The sequence below is a fragment of the Bacillus sp. FSL W8-0770 genome, from assembly GCF_038008705.1.
Classification (GTDB): domain Bacteria; phylum Bacillota; class Bacilli; order Bacillales; family Bacillaceae_G; genus Bacillus_A; species Bacillus_A cereus.
Genome location: NZ_JBBOZR010000001.1, coordinates 939,035 through 965,133, shown reverse-complemented (window position 1 = coordinate 965,133; position 26,099 = coordinate 939,035). Strand labels below are relative to the sequence as shown.

The window sequence follows — 26,099 nt, the reverse complement described above, 5'->3', positions numbered from 1 at the left end:
TGGGGATTTTTCTAATGGATATGTTACAACAAGTAATAGATAAATTTAAAATGAGTAAACTCTTAAGTATATCATTCTATACTTGAGAGTTTACCCATCTATCCCTTCTCATCCCTCATACTGTAATACCCCAAATTAATAATAATCAAGAAGTACCCACCCATAATTCCAGCTGCAAATGTCCACATGAATTCATGATGTTCAATTTCATACATAATAATCGCGCCGAGTATTGCGGCTGCGAACCGATTTATCATTCCGAGCATCGGTGCTTTTTCTTTTTTTACAATGCTATCTCCGAACTTTTCAATACGCCTTCCTAAAATCCAGGCGCAGTACATACTCACCAAAAGGCCAATGCTTATCCCGACAAACTGGGCTGAAAAAGGTGTCACGAGCCATCCCAATAACATTACGCCTAGCAAACAATACATTTGTATGTTGAATGATCTTAATGCCATACGAATCATGTTATTCTCCTTTATCTTTCTCATTGTAATTCCGTATTATCAATCCAATCTTTCAGAATCCAAGCTTTCAGCTATATCTTTTTTAAAATGAGGAAATTTGATTTTGCTCACCATTAAATACGCGAGTACGCTTGTACCAAATGCCACGGAAACTGGATTATTTAGGTGACATAAAATGAGGAGACACATCGCCGCGAATGGAATGGGCATTCCGATGAATGTTGGGAGTTTGCTTTGCTGTGTGTTAAATCTCGCAAGCCGAAGCATTCCGCAAATACTGTAAGCGAGCGCGCATATCATCCCGATAGACTGCAAATCTTTTAACGAAGCATTATATGCAAGAATAGATGGTGCCACACCAAAAGTAACTAAATCCGCAAATGAGTCCAGCTCTCCACCAATTTCTGAAACAGAATCAAGTTTCCGAGCGATCATGCCATCAAACAAATCAAGGACCATACCTGTAATAATGAACATAACTGCACCGTACATATCGTCAACGAAAACAGCATGAATAGCCAAAAGCCCACACACAAAATTTGCTATCGTAATCATATTTGGTATGTAACTCATCACATGCTTCTCCTCCTTTCTACTAATTGCTTCATCTAAGTTCTTACTCATTACAATCAAGATCCTTCTGCTTTTCTTCCAATATCACTTTATTTATTTTCGTTAACGTCTCTGTCATTTGCTGCAACGCTTCAATATCAATTTTCGAGAAATACTTCTCAATTAATACATCATCTAACTTCGACAATTGCTCCATATACTTACTACCGTTTGGACCAAGTGTAAGGAAATACTCCCTTTTATTATTCGGATTCACTTGTTTTGAAATCATCTGTTGCTTTTCCAATTTCGATAAAACTTGGCTCACCGCACTTTTCGTTATATTAAACGTATTCGCAATGTTATTTGCTGTCGTGTTTTCATTTAAATGAATATGAAATAGCATGCTCTCTTGCTGTCCAGTAAGACCAAACTCATCCTTTAAATCTTGAAATAGTAAAATGTAGAGTTCCGTGTAGGCTCGATTCATTTCATTAATTACTTCTTTATATGATCTCATCATAGCGTTCTTCCTCCAGTCACGCTTTTATATAGTTTAGTTTAGTTAACTTAACTAAACTATATTATACCTTTATGTTCGTGTAAAGGGAAATATAGCTCCGGACTTTATTCACAATGAAAAAAGAAGACATCCATTAAGATGTCTCCTTTTCATGTTGAAAAATACTAACCGTTAATCAGCTGTTGCTTGAATTTATCTAAAACTTTCTTTCTCTCTTCATAATCTTCCTCATCAGCTTCTTCCCAAAGCTCAAGGTCAGCCCCTCGCTCAATTAATGCAATCGCATTGTTGCGAACTTCTTCTTGAAGACAACCTTTCTCCAATTGTATTGCCGCAAGACCAATGTATACTAAAGACATTACTTCTAAATCTTCCTCTATATCAAACTCATCTACATACTCTTCTAAAATGAGCTTAGTTGCTTCTTCTACATTATTACCTTCTTCTATATATTCAATAAACTGCTCTTTCACATCACAAGTCGTATCATCATCAAATAATCCAGTTCCCCAAGCGCCCATATGCTACAGCTCCTTCTTTGTGCTTTTTTCATTCCTATTTCAATCTTAAATATAGTAAAAGTTCATTACAAGACTAGTTATATACATCATTATATTTTACAATTACTGTAGGTAACTTACATATTTCACCACATGTATCACTCTGAATAATCAAACATAAATATTGATAAAATTCCATATAGACCCATTAATGGTTAAAATGTTATAATAGAACTACCCTACATAGTTACTCATATTTAACTTGAGGAACTAGCGTCTTATTAAGCAATGCGCATAAATTAGATAAAAAAGACACTTTTTACAGTGTCTTTTTTATTTATATTCTCATGGAAAATATCTCTTTTATACACAAAATCTATTAACTGAAGAAGGAGACTATCATATGGAGCATCCTCTAGCAAGAGAACTACGTAACATACGTATATGCCTTATTATCTTGATCATTGTCATTGCATTTTGGGATCGTGAAAGAGTGGTAGAAATCAATGATCATGGCAGCAGTTCTGCCCCAAATATTAGCAATATGACCCAAATCGGTGAAAATACATTTGCACATAAAGATGACTTTGGTCAAATTAAAATATTTAAGTTTAACTCTGATACAAACGATATTTCACTCATTAAAGAATTTAATGCTGATGAATATTAATGAAATACAAAAGGACCTGCTCACATTCATGCGTCAAACATAAAGTAAATGGAATCCGTTAAAAAACACGAGTGACCCCTTGTTTTCCCCTCTTATTAAAGGAGGAACTATTATGGGATTTGGTGGTAGTTGCGGCGGAGGCTGCGGTTTTGCTGGAGGATTTGCATTATTAGTTGTGTTATTCATTTTATTAATCATCGTTGGAGCTTCTTGCTTCTGCTAACAAACTATTGGAAAAGACACTCTTATATGGGTGTCTTTTCTTTGTAAACGAAAGAGTATGAGAAGTGGAACCTTTAGCCATAATTATGAATAAAGGCTTTTTGTATACAACTTAAAAAGGAGCTGACTTTATGGAGCATAATAAAAACGGGATGCTTGCTTTAATCGTTTTGTTTGTAGGACTAGCATTTTTTGTTATCGGTATGGTTTATCATTTATGGGGAACGGTTTAAAAATAAATAATAATTCATTTAAGAAAAAGTACTCGTACGAGTACTTTTTTAAATGTTATATAAAAACATTCTAAACTTACTTACATGCATACAATCATCAATTATAGTTATATAATTGGGAAGGTTGTAAATTATCAATCTATATCTATATTGATTAGGAAAGGAGCTAAAAATGTTAGAAATCATTTTTGTTGCTGTATTACTTTTATCTAGTATCATTCCCATCTTTATCAAAAGGGGTTTGACGAAAAAAAATGGAGTCCTTTTACTAATAAATTATGCATTATTATTTGCCACCATCATTGTAATTGGTGCAAACTGGCGTATGATTCCCGCCTATTTCTTATTGTTCGTTTTAACATTACAAGTTTTTTTGAAACCAAAAACTACAGCCGTTTCTAAAAAGTTAGTGATGAAAGTTTTAAAAGGTTTAGGAATTATCGTAACTGCTATCGCAATGTTTACATTACCTTTACTTTTTCCGATCATAACACTCCCGGAGCCTACTGGAAAATATACAGTAGGAACGAAAGCTTTTCATTTAATTGATACAAATCGAAAAGAAACAACTGTACCAAATAGTCAGGGAAATCGTGAGTTAATGATACAAGTATACTATCCTGCCACAAAAGGATCAGGGAAGCCTTCTGCCTATTTTGAGAACATAAACGAGCTGGCTGAACAATTGGCAGTAACAAACGGTGCTCCATATATCGTAACGACACATTTAGGGCTGACAAAAACACATTCTTATCAGAATGCTAAGCCACTTCAAGATAAAGAAAAATTCCCCCTCCTTTTATTCGGCCATGGGATGGGATTATATGGTCAACAAAATACATTCCAGTTAGAGGAATTAGCTAGTCAAGGCTATGTAGTAATCGCTCTTAATTTCACAGGATATGCAGCAACAACGATTTTCCCTAATGGAAACCGTGTAGACTCTATACCAATTGAATATACACCTACCGCCTTAAATACCATAGTTCAAAAATGGGAACAGGATACTACTTTTGTTTTAAATGAAGTAATAGAAGGCAATTTCGATAAAAGTTTTAAAACTATTGCAGACTTAATTGACTATGACAAAATTGGAATGTTCGGTCACTCTTTTGGTGGAGCAACTGCCGCACAAATGTTAGTGAAGGATACGCGTATTAAAGCTGCAATTGATATGGATGGCGGATTATATGGCGATCCACTACCTAAAGACGGTCCTCAAAAACCATTCATGTTGATGAATGCTGAAGCTACGATTCGTTTTATGAAAGAGGCTGAGAATCCAAAGACAACCGGAATCCAAAATGAATTATTGGAAATAGTCTATTCAAGAAATAAAACTATTGAAAAACCGGGCGTGTACACAGTGGTAATTCCAAAAACAAACCATACTAGTTTTACAGATTTAGCAGCATTTTCACCTATTATTAATGAACCTGGCGAAGATGTAGCCACAAACTATAAACTGATTAATAAACTAGTAACTAACTTTTTCGATCAAACTTTAAAAGGCAAAAGCGAAAATCATTTAGAAGAAATTCAGAAACAATACCCTGAACTTCCTCTCATTAAACACAAATAACTATTTTCCTAGTTATGTAACCCCTCCTTATGCTTGAGGGGTTTCTACTTTAACACAATTATAAAAAGGCCCCATTATTGGGGCTCTTAAAAAATAATAAGAATAAATGAATTAAAACAAATAACAGACAACTAAAATATATACGCTTAACATTATATAATCTATATATTTATGTAAAATTACATAAATATATAGATTATTATACGCTATACTAAAATAGGAGTCGACAATCGTTATTTTCTTCTTATTTTTAAAGCAATATGGATATACCTTCTTAACTCATTTGGATTGGATAAGAAAAGAAGACAGCTTAATTGATGTCTTCTTTTTTTATAGTTTTATGAATTTTTTTGAGCAGATGCTCTCCAATCACGAAAAGATGTTGGGCGTCCAGAAAAAGCTCTTTGCTTTGTAACAGATGGTTTTTCTTCAGGAGTCATTGTTTTTTCTTTAAGCGTCGCTGGTTTTTCTTTAAGCGTCACTGATTTTTCTTCAAGAATGGTCACAGCTGTTTGCATTTTCTCTAACTGTTCTTTCAACAATTGTTGTTCAATCTTTAAATCCGTAAGTAAACGTAAAATCATCTCAGAATTAGCCATAAGATCCTCCTTCCCCCAATACACAGAATAAAATACAATATGTAGAAGACGAAATGCCGGTGACAAAAATAAGGTCGTCAACTCTTTTTAACTTCTAAAATCCTTTTATTTTTTTAAGGACCTGCTCCATTCATCCTTAAAAACATAAAGTAAATTAAATCCATTAATAAATGGTCTTTATGGAAGGAGGAGTTAATATGGGCTATGGCGGTAGTTGTGGTGGAGGCTGTGGTTTCGGCGGCGGATTTGCCTTACTTGTTGTGCTCTTCATCTTATTAATCATCGTTGGCGCTAGCTGTTGGGGCGGCGGATTCGGCTGCTAAGGAGAGGCACTCTTGAGAGTGTCTTTTTTTTAATATGTGACTCGTATACATATTAAAAAAAATTTCCGTTCTAGAAGTACTATAATATTAGCTTAACATATCAGTTCCCCCTAATTAATAGGTGGTTCTAGCCTATAGAATTCTTTTAAATATAAAATGAAACTATATTTCTCAATGAATAAAACAATTTAACATGGTAAAATAATATTTGGATGGGAGTCCAATATATTATTAAAATTAAGATGGTTCAAGTCGAAGGAAGGCACCTTAGGGTGTCTTTTCTTTTTTATAAATAATTATAAATTAAAATTGCAAAGGATGCTTACTACTTACAAGGAACATTTTCTTCCGTACAACTATTTATTTGAAACTAATTACTATTATAAATATAAAGAAGTTATGGATAAAGTAGTGAGGTAAATAAAACAAAATATAGATTTAATTCCTGTTTCTCAACGAGGTACCACCAGCATTTTCAAAAAAATACGCTAAGCAAAAAAAATAATCAGCTGTCCATATGGACAGCTGATTTACATCATTACATTTCTATTATTTATCTTACCACTTGTACAGATACTGGTTTCCACCCCTGATTTTCTACCCAATCAATATTAACCTTATATTTTTTATTATTTTGCTTATCTCGTACATTACCGTAGGCTTTATTATTACCATTATTCCCAATAAAATCGAAAATCAATTGGCTCTCTGGAACATCAACAGCATAAGAAATTGCTTTTTTCATCTCACTCCAATCTACTGTTCCTTCTTTAAATTTCATTTCAGGTTTTGCTCCTTGCTCGGTACCAATTGGCTTCCAAGAAGGATTAGTTTGAGAACCCTTTTCTTGAGATGCCGTTTTTTCTTCCTCATTATTTTCAGTTCCGTTCGTTTTTACCGATTTTTCTGTTTTTGATTTCTCTTCTAGCTGTGCTGCCTCTTTATCTTCATTTTTCTTTTCTTCTATCTTTGCTGCCTCTTTATCTTCATTTTTCTTCTCTTCTATCTTTGCTGTTTCTTTATCTTCAGTTTTCTTCTCTTCTATCTTTGCTGTTTCTTTATCTTCAGTTTTCTTCTCTTCTATCTTTGCTGTTTCTTTATCTTCAGTTTTCTTCTCTTCTATCTTTGTTACTTTCTTTTCTTGAGCAATTGCTTTCGTTGATGTATTAGAAGGGGTAAACAATTGGTATGTCACTATACCAACTGTCACTAATACCAAAGTAAATGCAATATTAAAAATTGCCTTTTGACGACGATTCTGTTGTTTTTCTTGAAATCTGCTTACTTGTCCCATTCTTCAAACCTCCGTGTTTACTTTCTCCTCTACTCTTTATGTATTATCCCTAAAATTCTTAATATTTTTATTAAACAATAGAAATAAACTACACTTTCCATACAGGATTTCATATCATAATAAAATTTGTGTTTTTTCAAGTATCTGACATATGTTATTCAAAATAGTTTAATACATTAAAAATTGATAAGCTTCTGCACTTAAGAAACCTTCAATTTTATTCAAAGGTGATTCCAATTATGTCCATATTAGATCTCCTGTAGAAAGCTTTTTAACAATTAAACCTCTTCTTCCCTTATTTATAATTTTTAAATTAAATTTCCCTCTATAGTATAATAAAGATGTTTCGTTTTCTAATGGGGTATGTCGTAAAATCAAAAGGGATTTTATCTCTTTTACCTTCTTTTCAGAGTAAATTTCACCACTAGGGAATTCTATTATTCCTAATGTAATCTTTAATTCGCTCTCATCGAAAGGCCACTCCTTATTAAGTTCCCTTATCTTTTGTATAAAGCTTCTTTTGGTTTGTCCTATATATAGCAATGTTACACTCTTAGCACATACTCTAGAGATTGCAAATATCCCCTTCTTAGAAGCTTCTTCCCTATTATAAAAATCATTTATACTATACATTCCATACCATTTAATATGTACTGTTTCTATGAATCTCACCTCATTTTTAGACAATATTATAATTTCTGAATGTTCAAATTATAATGGGCGCATAGTCCTGATTACTTGAATTATAAATTGTGCTTTTCAATAATACATTTTATTATTACTAATTTCAATAATACAAAAAAAAATACAATATTATAGTTTAATTACAAAACTTTATAAAAAAACAAAGTGATGTCGTACCAAATATTATATTTTTTCAATATCAGGCTACCATGAACAAAAGTTAGAGAGTTATGGAATAAAATATAATTTGTATGTACATACATTTCTTTAAAAAGAAGTTTTGTAGTTTGCAACTGAATAAAAAAAACATAGATTTTTATGACTCTTTTGGAGATATACCAAAGTGGAATCTTTTATATGCACGTTACTATACCGAACTTTCGGTATAGTATTTTTTTGCAGCTCCTTGATTTTTCACCAAATACGTATAAAAATTGATAGTAGGAAAATAAACTGCTGGCTAAAAGTTTACTTTCGATAAAATAAAAAAGAATCTGCAAATCTGCAGATTCTCCTGATAATGATTATATAAGTATAGTATCATCCATTTATTTGACTATTATTCGGAAAGTATAAAACTGTTCACTAGATAGCAGAGTATTTTTACATATTGTATTAATTCCTTCTTCAAAAATCCCCCTAAAATAAAAAATACGCTATTCTTTCTGTAGAATCATAGGAAAGGATGGTATTTTTGTATGTCTATTTCTGTATTTGATGAATTATAACTATTTGCTCAAGAAATTCAAAGCTTTTTATGGATTTTCTTTTATTATATCGGTTTCACATATTTCCTCTAAAATCTCTAATACTTGATTTTTCAATTCAGCCATTTACTTATTTTCTATGACTTCTTATTCTTTTTCTTTTATAGGAATCATTGCAAGAACTGTTAAATCTGCATTCGTTAAATCTTTTATCACTTGATGAGAAGCAAATACCGGTAGCGAAACAATAAAACCATCATCTACTTTTGTAATATCATTATGTGTAACATACTCCAGAAATACTTTATTTGCAGCCGCTACAAATTCTTCATCGCCTGTTCCATCAGGGTATGATACACCAATTTCCCCTAACATAATATAATATTGCTTTTTAATACCAGTCATATCCATTGGATCAATGGATTGGATTTTGTAATTTACCATTCCAGATTTCACTTTTCTTTCAGGAATATCTAAGTCAAAAAACTCTCCAGCTTCTTCTAAAATAATATTGATATCTTTAATTGTTGTTATAGCATTAGTTGCTTCCTTAAAAAACATGAGTTGCTCTCTTGATAAAACAATATTTTCTTCCTCTTTCTTAAACTGTAGATTTTCTAAAATATCTTCTATTTCTTCTACATTTTCTAGAAAAAACATATCATTCTCCATATGAGGAATTAATTCTTTTAAGTTTATCAAATACATTTGTGAATATTTTATATTCATCTCTTTCATTTCACGTAATTTGTCTAGAAATTTTAATACCTTAGCTTTACGATATGTTTCTGCCATCATTTTCACCTCTCGTTACATTTTGTATACAATTCGTATACATTTCGTATACAGATTGTATACGAGGCGTATTGGATTTGCAAGTATTAATTTTAAAATACAAAATTAATTGGTATTGTTTAAAAATTTTTATTATAGCTATCATGAATTTACTAATACAACTCCACCTATAAAGGTTACGATTCTAAAAAATATTAGATTTTCAAATATTCTTCTTCGCCTGCTGAAACTCTTACAGCGAAACGGACGAAAATCCCCATCGATACAGGGAGAAAACAGTCTTTAATATATTAGGTGTCGTTTACAATTGGACCATGTCTGATAATTAAGCCGCTTAATTTTAAAAATGAAACCCGTTAGGATTTATTTGATATGCAGAATCCCCAATGATTTGCACTGGTTTTTAGAATAAGAAAAAATCCCTTCTGAAACTGACCTTTCTTAGCCTTAGCTTGATAGCAATGTGGCGGTACCCCTCAATGAACAAAAAAATTAACATAGTAAAATAGTATTCGGATGGGAGTCCAATATATTATTAAAATTAGATGGTTCAAGTCGAAGGAAGGCACTTTAGGGGGGCTTTTCTTTATTTTCAAAAGAACCTACTCCATTCATTCTTAAAAACATAAAGTAAAGTGAACCCGTTAAAATACATGAATGAACCTTAGTTTTAATCCTCTTACCTAAAGGAAGAACTATTATGTGCTATGGTGGCAGTTGCGGAGAAGGCTGTGGTTTTGCTGGAGGATTTGCTTTGCTTGTTGTACTCTTTATACTATTAATCATTATCGGATGCAGTTGCTTCTGCTAAAAAACTATTAGAAAGGACACTCTTATATGGGTGTCTTTTCTTTATGAAAAATATCTATAACCTTTTTCTTATGACTTTTAACATCAATAAAGGGTGATACAAACTATTACATATGTTTGTACCACCCTTTATTGATGCGTTTAGACTTCACAGTTGTTAAAGTTTTAGACTTCTCCCTTAGTGTACCCATATTATTAGAACATCCTGTAATCTGTAGACAAAATGTAGCTAATAAAAACAATATTAATAATTTCTTCAATAAATCCTCCTACATGCATAAAACACCATATGTTACAAAACAAACATAACATCAACTCTTTATAAAAACAATATAATCCTCATTCCTTAAGCTATCTCTTAACATAGGAGTACCGCTACATATTCATACAGCCAAAATTTTAAAATATCCTCTACTTAAGGAATTTGTAAGTATCAAGTAAGAAAAACGAGAGCTTTGCTTCGTATAATCAAAATATAAAGTGAAGGAAGAAAGATTATTTCTGGGATTAATATGCATGTAACAAGAGAAGAAATCTACATTTTTTTAGAATAATAATATTAGTATGTCCAAGTTTTGGAGATTGCTTGCAAATATTTTGAAGTTTTCGCACCAGAATTCTAATTACCATACCTGTTTTGTACCATCACATATTGGAGGTTGAAACATGAATAAAAAAAAGAAAATACAAAAATCAGTCCTTACCTTTACCCTACTCTTTTCTTTAGGCGTTTCATCTTTCCCGCTTACAACAACTATTCACGCAGATACACATGAGGAACAATCTGCTGAAAAGAAACTAGTCTCTTTAACGGAGCGTACATCATTATTTTTTGAATATCTCCAGCAAGGTAAGTATGCAGAGGCAATACAGTTGACGTCTGCTGCTTTTCAATCCAAGTTTACAGCAACCACATTACAAAACTGGTGGACACAAAGTGGTTGGAGCGGGATAAAAAGCATGGGAATCCCCGTGATAAAAGAACGAAACTTGGTCCATCAGACGGTGGAAATTCCAGCAGATACCGAAGGAACTACCATACCGCTACTCCTTAAATTCACACCTGGCGGGAAAGTAGATGAAATTGGAGAAAGGCCACCCGAGGAATCTTATACTATCCCGCATCCTAGCTATGATCAACCTGACTCCTATCAAGAACGTGAAATCGTCATTGGAAATTCCACCTATCCGTTACCAGCGACATTAACAGTTCCGAAACATAAGCGTGGTGAAAAACTGCCCGTAGTTGTTCTTGTTCATGGTGCTGGCATCCATGATCGCGATAGCACATATATGGGAACAAAAATCTTACGAGACATTGCGGTGGGCCTTTCATCCAACGGAATTGCAGTGTTGCGCTATGAAAAACGCACCTTAGAACATGCATTAAAGATGAGTACAGAACCTGTTACGTTAGACCGTGATACTACAGATGATGCTATATTTGCAGCAAAATCAGCAGCGCAGCAGGAAGGCATTGATCCAAATAATATTTTCATTCTTGGACATAGCCTAGGAGCTGGCACAATGCCACGTATACTAAGCAAAGCACCTTCCACACTTGTCCGAGGAAGCATCTTACTCGCACCACCTGCACGCCCTTTGACTGACATTGCTATTGATCATTCTCAATACCTTGGGGCGTCAAAGGAAGAAATCGATGAACTAAAAAGACAGGTCGCTTTTATTCAGGATCCTACTTTCAATCCTAATCATCCTCCAGCTGGCTACAATTTTGGGTCACCTCATTTTATGTATGATGTTTCTAGGTGGCGTCCAGTTGAAGAGGCAAAATCACGAAAAGAGCCTTTACTCATTCTGCAAGGAGCACGTGATTATCAAGTAACAGTAAAAGATGAATATACAAAATGGCAGAAAGGACTTTCAAACCGCGGGAATGTTCAGTTCAAAAAATATCCGAAATTGAATCATTTCTTCACGGAGGGTGACGGGGAATTAAGCCTCCCTAGTGAATATGAAATCCCTGCTAACGTTCCCGAATACGTCATCCAGGACATTATTACATGGGTTAACGAGACAAAAAAATAAGCAAACATCAAAAGCCTTCATGCAATCATTATTGCGTGAAGGCTTTTTAAAACTAGTGATTCAGAGATAGCTATTATTTTATATAATATTTGCCCCAAAACGAAAAATTAGAGTCTTTTATAGCAATGAAGTTCATTTTAAGAGCAACCTGTTCTGTGAGCTTAACGGTGATGGGCGGTACCCCTAGAATAAAGAAACAAGAGTAGTTAAAGAGACTACTCTTGTTTCTTTTCCTTCTCTTCTTTTTCAATTTCAGATACAGATTTTGCTGGTTTTTTAATCATTTTATCTAATTCCCCAGAACAACCAAACTTATCCTCAAATTTATCTGTAGTACTTATACTTGCATCAAACCATAATTCCTTATCATTATTTATATATCCTTCTACAGAAGGAACTCCCATTGGACTTACATCATTTTTTGTAAATGTAATCGATTTTACATCTTTAATATTATAGTGAATATATTTTTCTACTCGTTCTTTTTGCTCGTTCCAAAACTTTTCTTCAATTTCTTTTTGTTTTAAATATTCCATAGTAAAATATCCTCCTGCTATGATCACCACAGCAGATACAATCAAAATCATTACTTTCTTCATTGGAAATCTCCTTATAAAAAGCCTACCAATGTATTCTTCTTAAAATGGGATACAGAAAATAAGAGTAGTACAAAGACTACTCTTGTTTTTTTTCTTTCTCTTCTTTTTCGATTTCAGATACAGATTTTGCAGGTTTTTTTATCATTTCATCTAATTCTCCAGAAAGCGTAAATTTGTCTTCAAAGTTTTCAGTTGTACTTATACTAGCTGTAAAATCTAATTCTTTATTATTATTTATATAACCTTTTATATGAGGAACCCCCATTGGACTTATCTTATTTTCTGTAAATGTAATCGATTTTACATCTTTAATATTATAGTGAATATACTTTTCTACTCGTGCCTCTTGTACTTTCCAAAACTCTTCTTCTTTTTCTTTTTGTTTTAAGTATTCCATAGTAAAATATCCTCCTGCTATGAGTATCACAGCAGATATAACCAAAATCATTGCTTTCTTCATTAGAAATCTCCTTATAAAAAGCCTACCAATGTATTCTTCTTAAAATGGGATAGAGAAGACAAGAATAGTACAAAGACTACTCTTGTTTCTTTTCCTTCTCTTCTTTTTCAATTTCAGATACCGACTTATCAGGTTTTTTTATAAGTTTATCTAATTCCCCAGAACATCCAAAATCATCTTCAAAATTTTCCGTAGTACCTATACCAGCATCAAACCATAATCCCTTATCACCATTTATATAACCTCTTATATGAGGAACGCCCATTGGACTTACCTTATGTTCTCTAAATGTAATCGATTTTACATCTTTAATATTATAGTGAATATACTTTTCTACTCGTTCTTTTTGCTCGTTCCAAAACTTTTCTTCAATTTCTTTTTGTTTTAAATATTCCATAGTAAAATATCCTCCTGCTATAATACAAATAATGGATAAAACAATTACCAATTTCTTTTTCATTTAAAATCCCCTTGTATTTGAATATAGTTAAAATATACCATGAAATGAGTTGAGACATATGAGTGAATTTAAAAAGAATCCAATTGCGACAGATGAAGATTATTTCAAACTATCAGATAACGTTTATAATAAAGATTTTTTGCACGAAGAGGCAAAAATCAAAGGATCTAATGGTCAAGAATGGAAAGTTATAGAAACATTTGATGCAGATGACACAAAAGTGAAAAATGGATTACAAGCAATCGCTGTAGTACCTGCAAATAAGTATAAGCCTGGTAAAAAACAGTATGACGATGTAATCATTGCATTCCGTGGTACTGAATTTGATAGATTCGATGGAGATAAAACCACAGATATAGTTCAAATTACACTTGGACAGAAAAAGAACCTTGGTGTAGCAGGCGGAAAAGCTCCGACATCATTTGATAGTGCATTAGAATTTACAGAAAAAATTAAGAAAAAATATAATCCTACTTCTATTCACACTACCGGACATAGTAAAGGTGCTGCTGAAGCCCAGTATGTAGCAGCAGAAATGAATTGTTATGCAACAACATATGCTGCACCAAATATTTATAGATTACTAAGTGATAAAGCAAAAAAACGAGTAGATGAAGGCGTAATGGAAAATAAAGTAGTAGATTATACTCATAAAGAAGATGCTGTAGGAAATTTCAATCAATTTGGAGCACCTATGATTGGTAAACAATTTACAACAAAAAGTAATGGAACAGATAGTATTCTCGCGGCTGTATTTATGGGACAACATCCAATGTCAACATTTCTAGAAATGTTCCACAATAATGGTAGTGTTCGACTAGAATTAGAACCAGATGATATCATTCGTCATGCAAAAGAGATACAAAAAATAAGCGATATATTATCTGATATTATTAGAAATATAGAAAGATTTCAACAACAAGAAGAAGAGGAAGTTGCGAAATTAAAGAGTCAATTGAAGCATGAGACAGGACCTGGAGGAAAATATCATCTGTTAGAAGAACATGAAGTAGATGAAGCAATTAGAGAGGTTGCAAAAATATCCCAAAACGGAAAAGACTATTTTCATGATATACAACTAGCAGAAGAACTAATTCATCTTTTACGGAAAAAACAAAAAGAATTGATTCATTTTGGAGATGATATTGCTTATGCAGCTAATTCATTACGAGATAAAGATAATCAATTAGGAACAAATTTTGAAGGACTGGCGGCGAGATAATATGATGGATTTTATAGGGGAAATTCAAAAAATAGAGAAAGAAATAGAAAAAGCTACAGTTGGTGCAGTTGGAACTATTATAGATGAGTTGCAAGCTGTTAAAAAGCAATTAGAAAAAGAAATGCAACAATCACTTTTAAAAACTGATGTAGCATTCAAAACAAATAGCATAGTAGCAAGCCAAAAACATGCCATTCAAAAAAACAAAGAAGCATTTCATGATGTATGCAAAAGTTTATCTGAACAAGGAATTGAATTAAACAAAAGTTTTGAAAGCAAAACAGGTAGTGCAATAAAAGAAACATTAAATAAACATCTCAATCAAATTCGAAATGAAATGATTTCTAAACAATATGATTTAATTAATAGTTGTGGAAAAAAATAAAAAATTTCTATTATTATTTTAATCTATATGTATTAGAAAAAGTCCCCTTATGTAGGACTTTTTCTAATACACGAATAGATGCTATATTATCAAGCATTGCTCCTGATTCCATTCTATGTAGCTTTAATTTCCTAAAAGCAAAATCTACAACAAGTTGAAGAGCCTCTATTGTATAGCCCTTAGCATTATGCTCCTTATCTAAAGTAAATCCCGTATAACAGCTTTGGAGGTCTCCCCTAACAATTTGAGTTAATGAAATGTCTCCGATCAGTTTATCATTTTCTCTTAAAAAGATTCCAAAAGGATTACTTGCCCTTCAGCTTTCTTTTTTCATACTTGTTCAAGACGTATTTTTTGATGTTATTTTGTATAAAAAACTTTTGCTATCAACCTGTTCGAAAAATTGATAAAGAATAAGAGATTGAAGGATGAAAACAGAAGACTACAAGGAAAACTGTATGAACAAATATAATGAAACAAGGCTCTTACTTTGTAGCGGTATCCACGAAGTAAAAGCCTTGTTTTTTCTACTCATTTTTTATATCAGTCTTGATTTTCCAATGGAAAGGCACAGAAAATCTACTACAGAAGTTGTGATACCTCTAGGATTAACAAATTCTTTAAATTTCTGTGTACTACGTACAAGCCCTCTACTTTTGGCATGTGCCTCTAATTCAGCTCGAACTTGTATTGTATCCGGAGCCATTCTTTCTAAAGCATGTTCAGAATATTTACGAACATTGATTTCAAGTTTTTAAAACTTATTTATTGTAACTGTAAAATGTGGCTTGAATTTTACTTCGATTTTTTTCTTTTCTTCTGTACCTAGAATGTATAGTGAATCATTACGAGTATATATTTCTTTCACTGATTCCATCTTGGTTTCTATGATACGTTTGTCTTCGTATAGCATTATTAATTCAACTGTTGCATCATAATAGAACATATTCATAACCAGTTCAAATCCAAGTTTATCAATTTTACTATATCGATACGCACCTGCACCTGGAATATAGTAATCTTCTGGTTCGCTTTCGAAAATTTCTAGTAACTCATACTTATCATGTTTAATATCCAATATTCCTCAACCTTTTTGTCATAGATTACTTACTATGCTATTCATTCTATTCTTTTTTCTTTGCGGGAACAACTGTGATAACGTCACCTTTATCATTTATAACTACGTAGCCTTCGTCTCTAACGTATTTCCAAGTACCAGGATTGTCTCCTGGTTTGCGAGTGCCCGTTTTTATAATATCTTCAACTACATTTGGAGTCATTCCTCGAGGATCAACTTTTTTTAATTCTTCCATGTATTTATCTGATCCGAATGTATACCCTTTTCTTTCAGCTCGCTCACGTGCTCGTTTTGTAAGCTCCGCTCGAACTTGAACTGTATCAGGTGCCATTCTTTCAAGTGCATGTTCAGAGTACTTACGTCCATCAATGACGCCGCCACCTCTTGGCATACTCCATCCAATCTCTTCAGTTACCTTTGATACTTTCCCTAAATCCTTCGCTTTTTGCTCTAACTCTCCATATTTACCAAATACTCGACCAATAACTTTAGGAGTGCCACCTACAACTGTAGAAACAGTTCCCCATACATAATCATTCGGCTCATATTTTCTGTCTGTGAAAAATTCTCTTCCATTTTATCTGGATCAACACGTACTTGCCTCAACTAATTTCCTTCCTTCACCTATATGTATAAAACTTCCAAATATAAGTATAGCAAATTGATAGAGTTGGTCCAGACATGATTCGTAAATGTGTACTTTTTAATATGTTAGCGGGCCCCATATTATTTAAATTAAGATGATTCAAGTCGGAGGAAGGCTCCTTAGGGTGTCTTTTCTTTATGAATAGAAAGCACGCCTATTTCCGTAGGTGTAGTAAATGATAACCCCTATTACCATTTATTTAAAATATTTCTAAGTTGATATTATATAATTTAGATATATTTAAATTGTATTTTTATTATATAAGTAGTGCAAAAGAAGTTAGACTTTGTTATCATGTTCTACGAATTAAAATTATTTCAAGGAGGATTTTTTGTGTTTGGTATATTAAAAAAACAATGTCGATTCAATAAAATGTCGGCAATATCGTTAGGGATTTTTGTGTTTTATATGATTTTAAAGCAACTTATCGCACTAGTTTATTTCATTAGTGATGAACAGTTTGGCGGGATGAGCATTTCGTTTGACGCAATTGATTTGTTAGTTGTTCTAATAATTTATTTTTATTATCGTAGATCTAAAGAGCCTTTTACAAATCAAAATAATTTTACGATGAGTTTGCCAAAAAGCTTACTTTTAGGTCTAGTACTAACTGTAGTATGTAAATCCCTACCGCTGTTACTAGCAGACTTTATAAGTTTTCAGTCATCTAATCAAGTTGAATTAGAAAGCCAAGTAACGTTACCCATTTTAGTCTTCGCATTTTCTATTGCTCTAGTAGCACCCATTGGTGAAGAAATTGTCTATCGTGGTGTTATACAGCATGGAATTTTTAAAAATTCCTGGTTAGGTGTACTTGTTTCTTCAGCTATTTTTGCAGGTATGCATGTTAGTCTTCTTTCTTTAGAAACAATTCCATATTTCCTTTTGGGAATTGGTTTAGGTTGTACTTATAAGTTAACCGGGCGTTTATATGTGGGAATTATAATGCACATGATTAATAATTCGCTAGCAGTGATTGCTATTTATTATTTTTAACTAAAAGAATAAGAGAGAATATGCTACAGGTGAATATTAAGAAAATTAATTTGTTAATATCTTAACTCTATTTCAGACCGAACCGTCCGGTTTGAAATATTAATTCAAGTCAGAAGACACCTTTGGGTGTCTTTTTTTCTGCATTAAAAAGCCCACCTATTTTCCTAGGTAGGCCTTTTTTGATTTTGCATTAGCACGATGATATTATAACAAAACTCCTTAATCCTCAAACTCCCTGATTGTTCTTCTTTAATATACTTAAGATGATTCTATATATACTAGTCTAAAGTACGAGCAGCTGCATAGAATGATCCAGAACCACCATTTCTGTGAGTAACTTTAAGCTTATATTTACCTTTTGGAAGAGTATTGTACGTATTTGTAAAACCCTTTCCTGCTGCTAACGATCCAGAACCAATAACATTACCTTTTGAGTCTTTTAAAGACCAATCAAGTGTACCTTTAGTATTGTTTGTCATATGAACTCTCATATCTGCTTTTTTTACATGCTCGAACGATACTTCTCTTTCACCATTTATCAGACTGAAATCATCTTTAAGTATTTGGGTACGTTGGATAATTGGTGCTGAATTTTTAGTATTATCTACACCTTCTGTACTTGCTGATGTTGCTCCAATCCCTCCAGTTAATACGATACCAATTGTTAATGTTCCTACTACTAATTTCTTAAACATAATAAATCCCCCTTAAATATTTTTTATAACTTGCACCTTAAATGTATCACTTTTATATCTTTTGTAAATATTTTCAATTTGTAGAAATATTTATTTAATTATTAACAATATTGGGATTGCATTTTATCAAATGGAAAATAGAGGGATTTACAATGATATGTAATAATGCATAATAAATCAAGCGAATATCATGATATACTCTCAAAGAGCTGATACAAAATTTCTTTAGATTGGAAAACTAAAGTCTTATCTACCTAAAAGGAAGGCGCCTTATGGCGTCTTTTTTCTATTTTCAAAAGGACCTGCTCAATTAATTCTTAAAAACATAAGGTAAAGTGAACCCATTAAAATCCATGGAATGAACCCTAGTTTTACCCTCTAATCTAAAGGAGGCACTATTGTTATGGGATATGGTGGTAGTTGCGGCGAAGGCTGCGGTTTCGCTGGAGGATTCGCTTTATTAGTTGTATTGTTTATTTTATTAATCATTATCGGATGCAGTTGTTTCTGCTAAAAACTATTGGAAAAGGCACCCTTATATGGGCGCCTTTTTGTATATTAAAAACCTCCCTATTTCCGTAGGCAGGCTAAATGTGATTTTGCACAATTGAGTTATAGCAAAATCATTTATATTGAAAGTAATGAAAATTAACTTAGTAATCCTAATACCTTAATAATCTCAATTGTTTTATTATCTTTTATTTTAAAATAAAGCCTTTTCCCTATACGTTCACTAATTACAATATTTCCAAAGGCTAATTTACGCAAATGTTGTACAATCAAATCCTCTGTAATTCTTGTTTGCTTACTTAAATCAGAAACTGACAACGATCCATATGTAATCAATTTACAAACAATTGATAAGCGAGTAGAATTCCCTAATAACCCTAAAACTTTTATACTTTCGGTATAGAAACTAAAATCCATATGAAAAGCATGTAACAGATTTTCCAACCTCCTAAAATAAGATGAATATCAACCAAAATATCTTAACATAAAAATAGTAAAAAACACCCTAAAATATACCAAATATTCATTAAGAAAAATGATACTTGAATGGGAGTCCAATACATATTATTAAAATTAATGTGTATTGGACTTTCCATCCTCAATGAATGGAAAGTAGAGATGCTTCAATTATGTACCGATCTGGAGCGTCTCCTATATAGTCAAAAGGATAACAAGTTGTTAATGTTAATGTTGGCTCACTTTTTTCTACAATAACTGTTCGATCTTCTGAATCTGTTATCCAATGCTTGTTAATTTCATATGTATATGTTTTATTTTCATATTCTACGATAAGTTGGTCATTTTCCTTTAATTCACCAAGCTCGGTAAAAACAGTATCTCTATGTCCACTTAAAACTGTATGACCATTTCCAGCTGGTGTAGTAGTTAAGTCACTAACAAACATACCTACACCCTTTTTTAGTACTTTATCATCAGCTCCCCAAAATATAGAGTATTTCTTTTGTATTTTAGGGATAATTAAATATGCTACTTTATCTCCTAACTGATGGTTTACCTTTGAAGCGGGAATTTGTACAGGTTCTTCAGGTTGTAATGAAGTGTCAATCTTTGTCTCTGTCTCTGTTTGATTGATGTTTTGCGTTTCATTTTCTTTAGAAGGTGTGGAGGTCTCATATTGTTTAGCCTCGTTAGTTGTTAACGACTCTGCTGATTGTCTAGCACTATACCATTCTAGAAAATAATAGGAAAAGATAGTAAGTCCAATAACAGTTAAACATAAGCCTATCCATTGTTTTTTATTCACTTTTATCACTCCATTTGAAAACGACAGGATTTCTCCTGCCGTTTTAAGGAACTATTTTATGCGTTTGTCTTTTTACGACGGAACATTAATACAGAACCAGCTAATGCTAATCCTAAGCTTGCTAACATCATTGTAACACCGTTTGATGCTGTATTAGGTAATTTTTCACCTTGTTTTTTCGTTTCTTTTTTCACAACTGTATTAGTATTTTTCTTTGTTTCTTTTGCAGTTGTTTGAGGCTTAGTTTGTTCTTGTTTATTATTTGTTGTTTGGTTATTTTGTTTTGAATTCTCTTGCTTAGTGTTTTCTTGTTTAACAGGTTCTTGTTTAGTGTTTTCCTGTTTAGTATTTTCTTGTTTAGGTTGTTCTTGAGGTTTAGTAGTTTCTTTATTTTCTGTTGTAGTATTTGTGCTCTTTGGATATTTATAATCTTCACATGGAATGCCGTCTTTATCATTATCTAAACGGTGTGGATCATTTCCAACACCATATCCATTTTGATCCCAGAATGCTTGAGCATCTTGTTGACTTTTAAAATGACCACAGTTTTTTGTATCATTAGGACTCTTAGCTGCAAATGCAGAAGAACTGTACCCCACTGTTAATAGTGTTACCGCTGTTGCTGAAGCTAATAATTTTTTCATAAATTTCTTTATCCCCCTAAATGGTATGTATTTACATTGAAATATTTTACATTTAAAAACCTGAAAATACAATAATAATTTGTAGATAAATGTAAGATTTCTAGATAATAATACCAAACTATTAATTCATATATTGTCATATTATGTCGAAAGAAAATAAAAAAAGCGCCAAAGCTCTCTTTAATAACTAATACTAACCATAGTCACTATTCTCACAGTAATATGAATTTGATTTATCACAACAAATATATGTTGTTTGTTGGATAAATAATGGCCTTGATGAGGCGTTAACTGAAGTGGCATTTAACATCCTCAAATAAGAAAGTCCTTGTATCTCCCTGGTGTTAATCTAATTGTTTGTGGAGTTGTGGATTTAAATGTTCTACTAGTCAATGTGACGAACGCAGCAAATACAAAGCTAAAACTAAAACGAATAAGAGTCTTAGTGTGGTTAGTTGTAAAATTTTCAAATAGAGTAATTGTAGAGTTAGGTGGAATTTCAAGACTTGTAAGGTTAGTTTCTGATCCGAAAATTGTACAGGTCTCTATAAAACTGTTGGTAGAGTTTGAAGAGTTACATGATTATCTTTATTGGAATCAAAATAAACTTACACATCCAAACTATTGATAATAGCTAATATTTGATGATCTGTCCATTTGCCATTAATCCTTATATTTTCTTTCGCTATACCTTCTTTTTTAAACCCCACTTTTTCTAATACACGAATAGATGCTATATTATCAAGCATCGCTCCTGCTTCAATTCTATGTAGCTTTAATTCCCTAAAAGCAAAATCTACAACAAGTTGAAGAGCCTCTGTTGTATAGCCCTTTGCATTATGCTCCTTATCTAAAGTAAATCCCGTATAACAGCTTTGGAGGTCTCCCCTAACAATTTGAGTTAATGAAATGTCTCCGATAAGCTTATCATTTTCTCTTAAAAAGATTCCAAAAGGGTATACTTGCCCTTCAGCTGTCTTTTTTAGAGCTTGTTCAAGACGTATTTTTTGATGTTCTTCTGTATAAAAAACTTCTGGGAGCAATGGACAAACTCGTTGAAAAAATTCGCGATTTCTAATATGTAAGTTAGCTAACTCGTTAGCATCATCAGTTTTATAAAGCCGAATATAAATGTGCTTCCCTACTAGTTTCATAACATCCCTCCAACATTTTTATATGTCTAATGAGGCAAAAGTATACCGTATACTTTATACAGTTGGCTATTGTCAGGAATCATTTTGCACGAAAGAAAAGACACTCTATATGAGTGTCTTTTCCAATAGTTTTTAGCAGAAGCAAGAAGCTCCAACGATGATTAATAAAATGAATAACACAACTAATAAAGCAAAGCCTCCAGAAAAGCCACAACCGCCACAACTACCACCATAACCCATAATAGTTCCTCCTTTAGATAAGAGGGGAAAACTAAGGTTCACTCATGTATTTTAATGGATTCGTTTCATCTTATGTTTTTCCGCATTGATTGAGCAGGTCCTTTCGAAAACTATTCACATATTAACTATATTTTTAAAAATAAATAATTTAACTATATCAATAGATAGATAAATTAATATAATGTATTAATCCTAAAAGAAGGGAGGAATAGCCATGCAATTAGTTTGTTTTAAAATAGTAAGTGGTCAATATTTCTTATTTGTAGAAGGTATTCAAATTCCTGTACCAATTCCAGCAGTTGCTGCAGCTTTATTAATTGGTTTAGGAGTAATTCCACTTTGTTCTTAATGTAAAGAATTCGGACCATTCCTATCTTTCCATTGGAAAAGCCTCAAGTATATGAATACTTGAGGCTTTCTTTATATCAGAGAAAAAACACCTTACAGCGCTTGAAGATCTCCTGATTTAATTAATGCGGCCGTTACATCATCACCGAAAGTATTGAGACAGAATACTTGCTCGTCTACCTTATCCATCACTGTAGCTTCACCTATCTTGCCACTTTGAAGTTTAATAAAATAGTTATGTTCTTCTACAATTTTACTAAAATCTCTATTTGCCCATCTTTCAGTAATTGCTAATAGCTCTTCTTTGTTCTTGAAATTGTTTCCGTTTAGAATATTTCTTACTTTCTCTGCATTCTTTTTGGACATAGGGGTTGCTCCCTTTCCTTCACACGCTTTTACTTTTTGATGAGTCATGCTATGCATAGCTGAAATAACTTCTTCTTCAGTAGAAGTTACTGTAATGTGAAGTTGTGCATTTGAACCTTTCACTTCTGCTTCATTCGATAGTATGTCTTCTTTATTAACCTCTGCAAAAACATGGTCCTCACCCTTAAGCGGGACTTCAGCAAACTGTAATATTCCATAAGTCATACCAGTTGCAAGTACTACTCCCCCTATAATAGATGCTAGCCAATACTTTAGCTTCTTATCCATCTTCATTTCCCCCGTCTTCGTTTACATATCTTAACTAAAGAATACCATATTTAATTCCTTTTTATTGAAGAGTCTCTAATTTCTACTATTTAAAAATGATTATATCGTCTAATGTAATACGATATAATCATTTTATAATACAAAAAAAATCATATTCTCATTCCCTATTTTTTTGGAGGTGATTGTCTTGAATAAAAACATCAATCTACTTCTTCAAATAATAATTGGAATTATAATTATGATTGCACCTATTCTCATAACAGGATCTATATACGATGTCACTAAATCATTTGGTGAACTATTAGTGGCAGAACTTATTATAAGAACACTTTCTCTCATTATTGGACTTTTAGTTATTAGCACGGCTTTGCATCGTTATTCTCAATAATTATTCATGTTCAAAAAATACAAATATTTTACATACCAATTCTTATGTATTAAGACATCAAAAACAAGTGTTACGAAAAAAATATAAAAAAGACATCTTTTTTAGGGAAAGATGTCTTTTTTATATAAATCTTAATGTTCGTTCTGTAAAACCCTCGCTGCCTTTACTCCCTTTTTCTCTTCTTTTAAAAACAACGATACGATAAAAGCAACAATGATAAAGACTAGCCCAAGTGTAAATGCACCTTGGAATCCGGATGTTAAACCGTTTAACTTCTCTACTGGATCCAGTGGATTTGCGGAGCTTTCCATATAGCTAGTTGTTCCTGAAGACATTTTCGATATGAATATAGCTGTACCAATTGCGCCAGCTACTTGTTGCAGTGTACTAAACAGTGCTGTTCCGTGCGGATATAAATCTGGTGTTAATTGATTTAAACCGTATGTTTGTGCTGTCATAACAAACATGAGTCCAACCATTAATACGCTATGCATAATAATAATTTGTACCATTGATGTATCAGGAGTAATGCCTTTAAATAAGAACATTGCTATCCCCACTAACACAATACCGGGAACGATAATAACTTTCGGACTAAATTTATCAAATAGTTTACCTGCGATTGGTCCCATTATGGCGCTAATAACACTTCCCGGAAGCATGATGATTCCTGATTTAAAAGCTGTAACGAGTAAAACTGTTTGCAGGAACATCGGTAATAAAGTCATCGTTGAAAATAACGACATCATCACAATGACGATTAATCCAACTGATAATGTAAACATCGGGACTTTAAATGCGCGTAATTCTAAAATTGGATTCTCAATTTTTAATTGTCGGACGACAAAAATACATAATGAGATAAATCCAACAAGTAAAGCGCCATACACTTTCGTATCAGACCATCCTAAATCACCTGATGCACTAAAGCTATACACAAGTCCGCCAAATCCGAGTGTCGATAAAAGGATTGATGGGTAATCTACTTTTGGCCTTGTTAACTCTGAAACATTTTGAATGTACTTCATTCCAATCATAATGGAAATGATCACGACAGGAATAACAATATAGAATAACCAGCGCCAATTTAGTGAGTCTACGATTACTCCAGATAATGTAGGACCAATTGCCGGAGCTGCCATCATCACAAGTGCGATTAATCCCATTGTGGCACCACGTTTTTCAGGTGGACAAATGATTAAAATCGTATTCATTAATAACGGTGTAATTAATCCCGTCGCTACAGCTTGGACGATACGGCCGACTAATAAAACAGAAAATGTCGGTGCGGATCCCGCAATTAATGTACCAGCTAAAAACGTTACCATAGCGATCAAAAACATTTGTCTCGTTGTGAGCCATTGCTGAAGTAACGCTGTAATTGGGACTAAAACCCCAACTACTAACATGTAAGCTGTAGAAAGCCATTGAATCGTTGAAGCTGTTACGCCAAATTCTTTCATTAATACGGTTAACGCATTACCAAGTAACGTTTCGTTTAATAATGCAACCATTGCCCCTAGAAGTAATGCAATTAAAATGGGGGTATGTTTCAAATTAGAAGTATCAACTTTGCCACTTGCAGGGCTCTTAGTTGTCATATTCATTTACAAATTCTCCTCCTGTTTCTTGCTAAAAAAACGATAAATATACCTAAACACATGTAATATAATATACATATGTAGATTAAAAAGGGAGAATCAATTTTCAGCCACTGTATATTTAATCTACAAAAAAGGAGAATTGTAGATGAACGATAATGAAAAACAAATTGATTTACGTATTAGACGTACACATAAATTACTATGGGATTCCTTATTTGAATTAATGACACAATCAAAGCAGAAATATAGTACGATCACAATTAACCAAATATGTGACCGCGCGATGGTACACCGAACAACCTTTTATAAACACTTTGAAGATAAAGATGCTTTATTAGCATTTGGATTTAAACGATACAGCAAGATGATTGCTGAAATACCCGTTTCAGATCGATTAAGTAAACCATTTCAAGTAATGGAACAATTTCTACACCATGAAGAAATCGGTAAAATATTAGAAACGCAAATGTCTGATGAACAATTTATTAACCGGACACAGTATTTAAGTCACGAAACGAGAAAACAAGAAATAGAAGCGTTACATCAACTGCGCAAAAATCATACGATGCCAAATGATTTAATCATTGAGTTTTATTCAGGGGCAATCACCTCATTAAGCGCATGGTGGTTTAAAAATGAAAGAAAAGTTTCTGCTGCTGAAATGGATAGGTATCTCCACCAACTTATTAACAGGGATATTTTTCAGTTTGAAGAGGAATAAGACTACACCTTTTCAATC

The 26,099-nt window shown here is 32.7% G+C and carries 34 protein-coding genes and 2 pseudogenes; 14 read left to right on the top strand and 22 right to left on the bottom strand.

Annotated features, from left to right (window positions below; genetic code table 11):
* Nucleotides 1-98: 98 nt before the first annotated feature.
* The 4 genes from NST27_RS05070 to NST27_RS05055 all read right to left on the bottom strand — a co-directional run bounded on the left by NST27_RS05070 (nucleotide 99) and on the right by NST27_RS05055 (nucleotide 2,066).
* Entirely contained in the window at nucleotides 99-470 is a 372-nt protein-coding gene (locus NST27_RS05070) for an ATP synthase subunit I (RefSeq protein ID WP_000620606.1), read from the bottom strand.
* Nucleotides 471-509: 39 nt separating this feature from the next.
* A complete protein-coding gene (pssA, locus tag NST27_RS05065) occupies nucleotides 510-1,094 on the bottom strand; it encodes a CDP-diacylglycerol--serine O-phosphatidyltransferase (RefSeq protein WP_000042018.1) in 585 nt (194 codons plus the stop codon).
* Nucleotides 1,087-1,545 carry a MarR family winged helix-turn-helix transcriptional regulator gene (locus NST27_RS05060; RefSeq protein ID WP_000986417.1) on the bottom strand — a complete coding sequence of 153 codons (459 nt, stop codon included), beginning with the start codon at nucleotides 1,543-1,545 and terminating at the stop codon, nucleotides 1,087-1,089. The genes pssA and NST27_RS05060 overlap by 8 nt, the downstream gene beginning before the upstream one ends.
* Nucleotides 1,546-1,709: 164 nt before the next feature.
* Nucleotides 1,710-2,066, bottom strand: coding sequence for a MarR family transcriptional regulator (locus tag NST27_RS05055; RefSeq protein WP_000501495.1), 357 nt, complete (start codon nucleotides 2,064-2,066; stop codon nucleotides 1,710-1,712).
* Between the two features lie 382 nt (nucleotides 2,067-2,448).
* Between NST27_RS05055 and NST27_RS05050 the strand changes: the two genes are divergently transcribed.
* The 3 genes from NST27_RS05050 to NST27_RS05040 all read left to right on the top strand — a co-directional run bounded on the left by NST27_RS05050 (nucleotide 2,449) and on the right by NST27_RS05040 (nucleotide 4,752).
* Nucleotides 2,449-2,715: a YmzC family protein gene (locus NST27_RS05050; RefSeq protein WP_000400950.1), complete on the top strand. Its 267-nt coding sequence runs from the start codon at nucleotides 2,449-2,451 to the stop codon at nucleotides 2,713-2,715.
* 112 nt (nucleotides 2,716-2,827) lie between these two features.
* Nucleotides 2,828-2,938, top strand: a complete 111-nt coding sequence (locus NST27_RS05045; RefSeq protein ID WP_000505681.1) for a YjcZ family sporulation protein — start codon at nucleotides 2,828-2,830, stop codon at nucleotides 2,936-2,938.
* Nucleotides 2,939-3,342: 404 nt separating this feature from the next.
* The gene (locus tag NST27_RS05040; RefSeq protein ID WP_000889700.1) at nucleotides 3,343-4,752 is read left to right on the top strand and encodes an alpha/beta hydrolase family protein; all 1,410 of its coding nucleotides are present in this window, start codon (nucleotides 3,343-3,345) and stop codon (nucleotides 4,750-4,752) included.
* A 338-nt stretch (nucleotides 4,753-5,090) separates the two neighbouring features.
* On the opposite strand, the gene NST27_RS05035 is transcribed toward NST27_RS05040, so the two are convergent.
* Nucleotides 5,091-5,351, bottom strand: a complete 261-nt coding sequence (locus NST27_RS05035) for a hypothetical protein (protein WP_000013693.1) — start codon at nucleotides 5,349-5,351, stop codon at nucleotides 5,091-5,093.
* A gap of 197 nt (nucleotides 5,352-5,548) precedes the next feature.
* Between NST27_RS05035 and NST27_RS05030 the strand changes: the two genes are divergently transcribed.
* Nucleotides 5,549-5,674, top strand: a complete 126-nt coding sequence (locus NST27_RS05030) for a YjcZ family sporulation protein (protein ID WP_000540377.1) — start codon at nucleotides 5,549-5,551, stop codon at nucleotides 5,672-5,674.
* A gap of 553 nt (nucleotides 5,675-6,227) precedes the next feature.
* Here the strand turns inward: NST27_RS05030 and NST27_RS05025 are convergent.
* From NST27_RS05025 to NST27_RS05015, 3 genes are all read right to left on the bottom strand, one after another.
* The gene (locus tag NST27_RS05025) at nucleotides 6,228-6,968 is read right to left on the bottom strand and encodes a YrrS family protein (protein WP_000532034.1); all 741 of its coding nucleotides are present in this window, start codon (nucleotides 6,966-6,968) and stop codon (nucleotides 6,228-6,230) included.
* A gap of 237 nt (nucleotides 6,969-7,205) precedes the next feature.
* On the bottom strand, nucleotides 7,206-7,640 hold the full coding sequence (locus tag NST27_RS05020) for a hypothetical protein (protein WP_002100802.1): 435 nt from the start codon (nucleotides 7,638-7,640) through the stop codon (nucleotides 7,206-7,208).
* A gap of 866 nt (nucleotides 7,641-8,506) precedes the next feature.
* Complete coding sequence (locus NST27_RS05015) at nucleotides 8,507-9,157, bottom strand: hypothetical protein (RefSeq protein WP_030023572.1); 651 nt, start codon at nucleotides 9,155-9,157, stop codon at nucleotides 8,507-8,509.
* Nucleotides 9,158-9,854: 697 nt separating this feature from the next.
* Here NST27_RS05015 and NST27_RS05005 point away from each other — a divergent pair.
* Both NST27_RS05005 and NST27_RS05000 read left to right on the top strand, forming a co-directional pair.
* Entirely contained in the window at nucleotides 9,855-9,965 is a 111-nt protein-coding gene (locus tag NST27_RS05005) for a YjcZ family sporulation protein (RefSeq protein ID WP_074596601.1), read from the top strand.
* Between the two features lie 665 nt (nucleotides 9,966-10,630).
* Nucleotides 10,631-12,013 (top strand): alpha/beta hydrolase, encoded by a 1,383-nt coding sequence (locus NST27_RS05000; RefSeq protein WP_001035260.1) that lies wholly within the window; start codon nucleotides 10,631-10,633, stop codon nucleotides 12,011-12,013.
* A gap of 215 nt (nucleotides 12,014-12,228) precedes the next feature.
* Here NST27_RS05000 and NST27_RS04995 read toward each other — a convergent pair whose 3' ends face one another.
* The 3 genes from NST27_RS04995 to NST27_RS04985 all read right to left on the bottom strand — a co-directional run bounded on the left by NST27_RS04995 (nucleotide 12,229) and on the right by NST27_RS04985 (nucleotide 13,532).
* Nucleotides 12,229-12,612 (bottom strand): DUF1433 domain-containing protein, encoded by a 384-nt coding sequence (locus tag NST27_RS04995; RefSeq protein WP_000757415.1) that lies wholly within the window; start codon nucleotides 12,610-12,612, stop codon nucleotides 12,229-12,231.
* A gap of 76 nt (nucleotides 12,613-12,688) precedes the next feature.
* On the bottom strand, nucleotides 12,689-13,072 hold the full coding sequence (locus NST27_RS04990; protein WP_000710031.1) for a DUF1433 domain-containing protein: 384 nt from the start codon (nucleotides 13,070-13,072) through the stop codon (nucleotides 12,689-12,691).
* A 76-nt stretch (nucleotides 13,073-13,148) separates the two neighbouring features.
* Nucleotides 13,149-13,532 (bottom strand): DUF1433 domain-containing protein, encoded by a 384-nt coding sequence (locus tag NST27_RS04985; RefSeq protein WP_000728343.1) that lies wholly within the window; start codon nucleotides 13,530-13,532, stop codon nucleotides 13,149-13,151.
* 58 nt (nucleotides 13,533-13,590) lie between these two features.
* Here NST27_RS04985 and NST27_RS04980 point away from each other — a divergent pair, with 58 nt between their 5' ends.
* Nucleotides 13,591-14,754 carry a hypothetical protein gene (locus tag NST27_RS04980; RefSeq protein ID WP_001288649.1) on the top strand — a complete coding sequence of 388 codons (1,164 nt, stop codon included), beginning with the start codon at nucleotides 13,591-13,593 and terminating at the stop codon, nucleotides 14,752-14,754.
* Between the two features lies 1 nt (nucleotide 14,755).
* Nucleotides 14,756-15,139 (top strand): hypothetical protein, encoded by a 384-nt coding sequence (locus NST27_RS04975; RefSeq protein WP_000968629.1) that lies wholly within the window; start codon nucleotides 14,756-14,758, stop codon nucleotides 15,137-15,139.
* A gap of 13 nt (nucleotides 15,140-15,152) precedes the next feature.
* On the opposite strand, the pseudogene NST27_RS04970 reads toward NST27_RS04975, so the two are convergent.
* Nucleotides 15,153-15,529, bottom strand: a pseudogene (locus NST27_RS04970) (GNAT family N-acetyltransferase); the annotation flags it as partial.
* Between the two features lie 38 nt (nucleotides 15,530-15,567).
* On the opposite strand from NST27_RS04970, the gene NST27_RS04965 reads away from it, so the two are divergent.
* Nucleotides 15,568-15,897, top strand: coding sequence for a hypothetical protein (locus NST27_RS04965; RefSeq protein WP_000845490.1), 330 nt, complete (start codon nucleotides 15,568-15,570; stop codon nucleotides 15,895-15,897).
* On the opposite strand, the gene NST27_RS04960 is transcribed toward NST27_RS04965, so the two are convergent.
* Nucleotides 15,894-16,217 (bottom strand): hypothetical protein, encoded by a 324-nt coding sequence (locus tag NST27_RS04960; RefSeq protein ID WP_000351758.1) that lies wholly within the window; start codon nucleotides 16,215-16,217, stop codon nucleotides 15,894-15,896. The two genes, NST27_RS04965 and NST27_RS04960, sit on opposite strands and share 4 nt — an antisense overlap.
* A 46-nt stretch (nucleotides 16,218-16,263) precedes the next feature.
* Nucleotides 16,264-16,794 (bottom strand): annotated as a pseudogene (locus tag NST27_RS04955) (hypothetical protein); the annotation flags it as partial.
* Nucleotides 16,795-17,196: 402 nt separating this feature from the next.
* Between NST27_RS04955 and NST27_RS04950 the strand changes: the two are divergent.
* Nucleotides 17,197-17,859 carry a CPBP family intramembrane glutamic endopeptidase gene (locus NST27_RS04950; protein WP_000467045.1) on the top strand — a complete coding sequence of 221 codons (663 nt, stop codon included), beginning with the start codon at nucleotides 17,197-17,199 and terminating at the stop codon, nucleotides 17,857-17,859.
* A 278-nt stretch (nucleotides 17,860-18,137) separates the two neighbouring features.
* Here NST27_RS04950 and NST27_RS29515 read toward each other — a convergent pair whose 3' ends face one another.
* Nucleotides 18,138-18,554, bottom strand: coding sequence for a hypothetical protein (locus NST27_RS29515; RefSeq protein WP_000473852.1), 417 nt, complete (start codon nucleotides 18,552-18,554; stop codon nucleotides 18,138-18,140).
* 403 nt (nucleotides 18,555-18,957) lie between these two features.
* On the opposite strand from NST27_RS29515, the gene NST27_RS04940 reads away from it, so the two are divergent.
* Entirely contained in the window at nucleotides 18,958-19,068 is a 111-nt protein-coding gene (locus tag NST27_RS04940; RefSeq protein WP_000540371.1) for a YjcZ family sporulation protein, read from the top strand.
* Nucleotides 19,069-19,202: 134 nt separating this feature from the next.
* Here the strand turns inward: NST27_RS04940 and NST27_RS04935 are convergent, their stop codons facing one another.
* The 5 genes from NST27_RS04935 to NST27_RS04915 all read right to left on the bottom strand — a co-directional run bounded on the left by NST27_RS04935 (nucleotide 19,203) and on the right by NST27_RS04915 (nucleotide 22,366).
* Complete coding sequence (locus NST27_RS04935; protein WP_000347623.1) at nucleotides 19,203-19,481, bottom strand: ArsR/SmtB family transcription factor; 279 nt, start codon at nucleotides 19,479-19,481, stop codon at nucleotides 19,203-19,205.
* A gap of 181 nt (nucleotides 19,482-19,662) precedes the next feature.
* A complete protein-coding gene (locus NST27_RS04930; protein WP_001036105.1) occupies nucleotides 19,663-20,328 on the bottom strand; it encodes a class D sortase in 666 nt (221 codons plus the stop codon).
* A gap of 56 nt (nucleotides 20,329-20,384) precedes the next feature.
* Complete coding sequence (locus NST27_RS04925) at nucleotides 20,385-20,972, bottom strand: excalibur calcium-binding domain-containing protein (RefSeq protein ID WP_000734536.1); 588 nt, start codon at nucleotides 20,970-20,972, stop codon at nucleotides 20,385-20,387.
* Between the two features lie 608 nt (nucleotides 20,973-21,580).
* Nucleotides 21,581-22,126 carry a GNAT family N-acetyltransferase gene (locus NST27_RS04920; RefSeq protein ID WP_000779770.1) on the bottom strand — a complete coding sequence of 182 codons (546 nt, stop codon included), beginning with the start codon at nucleotides 22,124-22,126 and terminating at the stop codon, nucleotides 21,581-21,583.
* Nucleotides 22,127-22,258: 132 nt separating this feature from the next.
* Nucleotides 22,259-22,366, bottom strand: coding sequence for a YjcZ family sporulation protein (locus tag NST27_RS04915; protein ID WP_000540375.1), 108 nt, complete (start codon nucleotides 22,364-22,366; stop codon nucleotides 22,259-22,261).
* Nucleotides 22,367-22,580: 214 nt separating this feature from the next.
* Between NST27_RS04915 and NST27_RS04910 the strand changes: the two genes are divergently transcribed.
* Complete coding sequence (locus tag NST27_RS04910; protein WP_001177693.1) at nucleotides 22,581-22,715, top strand: hypothetical protein; 135 nt, start codon at nucleotides 22,581-22,583, stop codon at nucleotides 22,713-22,715.
* A 92-nt stretch (nucleotides 22,716-22,807) separates the two neighbouring features.
* Here the strand turns inward: NST27_RS04910 and NST27_RS04905 are convergent, their stop codons facing one another.
* Nucleotides 22,808-23,368 carry a PRK06770 family protein gene (locus NST27_RS04905; RefSeq protein WP_000358639.1) on the bottom strand — a complete coding sequence of 187 codons (561 nt, stop codon included), beginning with the start codon at nucleotides 23,366-23,368 and terminating at the stop codon, nucleotides 22,808-22,810.
* Between the two features lie 187 nt (nucleotides 23,369-23,555).
* Between NST27_RS04905 and NST27_RS04900 the strand changes: the two genes are divergently transcribed.
* Nucleotides 23,556-23,756 carry a hypothetical protein gene (locus NST27_RS04900; RefSeq protein WP_001038824.1) on the top strand — a complete coding sequence of 67 codons (201 nt, stop codon included), beginning with the start codon at nucleotides 23,556-23,558 and terminating at the stop codon, nucleotides 23,754-23,756.
* Between the two features lie 131 nt (nucleotides 23,757-23,887).
* On the opposite strand, the gene NST27_RS04895 is transcribed toward NST27_RS04900, so the two are convergent.
* A complete protein-coding gene (locus tag NST27_RS04895) occupies nucleotides 23,888-25,363 on the bottom strand; it encodes an MDR family MFS transporter (RefSeq protein WP_001057528.1) in 1,476 nt (491 codons plus the stop codon).
* A 142-nt stretch (nucleotides 25,364-25,505) separates the two neighbouring features.
* Here NST27_RS04895 and NST27_RS04890 point away from each other — a divergent pair, with 142 nt between their 5' ends.
* Entirely contained in the window at nucleotides 25,506-26,081 is a 576-nt protein-coding gene (locus NST27_RS04890) for a TetR/AcrR family transcriptional regulator (protein WP_000999273.1), read from the top strand.
* Nucleotides 26,082-26,099 lie beyond the last annotated feature (18 nt).